The following is a 562-nucleotide window of genomic DNA, read 5'->3' as shown; positions in this document are numbered from 1 at the left end:
CCACGATACGCCGATAAAGGCGAAGGGTGCGGCGCGGTCAGCACCAAATGACGGCTGCGGTCGATAAACGCGCCTTTCTTCTGCGCATGGCTGCCCCACAGCATAAAGACCAAATGCTCGCGTTCCTTATCCAATTGTCGGATAACTTCATCGGTAAACGCCTCCCAACCAAAAGTCGCATGAGAATGAGCCGAACCAGCACGGACAGTCAACACCGTGTTCAACAGCAACACGCCCTGTTCCGCCCAATGCTGCAAATAGCCGTGTTGCGGAATCTGAAAATCCTCAATATCCGTCGCCAACTCTTTATAAATATTGACCAGCGATGGCGGCACCGCAATTTCAGATTGCACGGAAAACGCCAAACCATGCGCCTGCCCCGCGCCGTGATACGGGTCTTGCCCCAAAATCACTACTTTTACATTTCCGAATTCAGTCGTCCGAAAGGCATTGAATACGTCACGTTCAGGCGGATAAACGGTTATCCCCGCCTGCCTTTCATGGCGTACCTTCTCCAAAATCATTTGAAAATACGCCTTTTCTTTTTCCGCACCAATTGCCT

The 562-nt window shown here is 51.4% G+C and carries 1 protein-coding gene; it reads right to left on the bottom strand.

Annotated elements, in window-relative coordinates; genetic code table 11:
- On the bottom strand, nt 1-562 hold a 562-nt coding region (gene ung / locus ACTHUM_RS18165; RefSeq protein ID WP_440403705.1), incomplete at both ends, for a uracil-DNA glycosylase.

It is taken from the genome of Neisseria sp. P0021.S006, assembly GCF_051956895.1.
The sequence above is the reverse complement of the archived record's forward strand: the minus strand, read 5'-3'. Positions and strand labels throughout refer to the sequence as shown.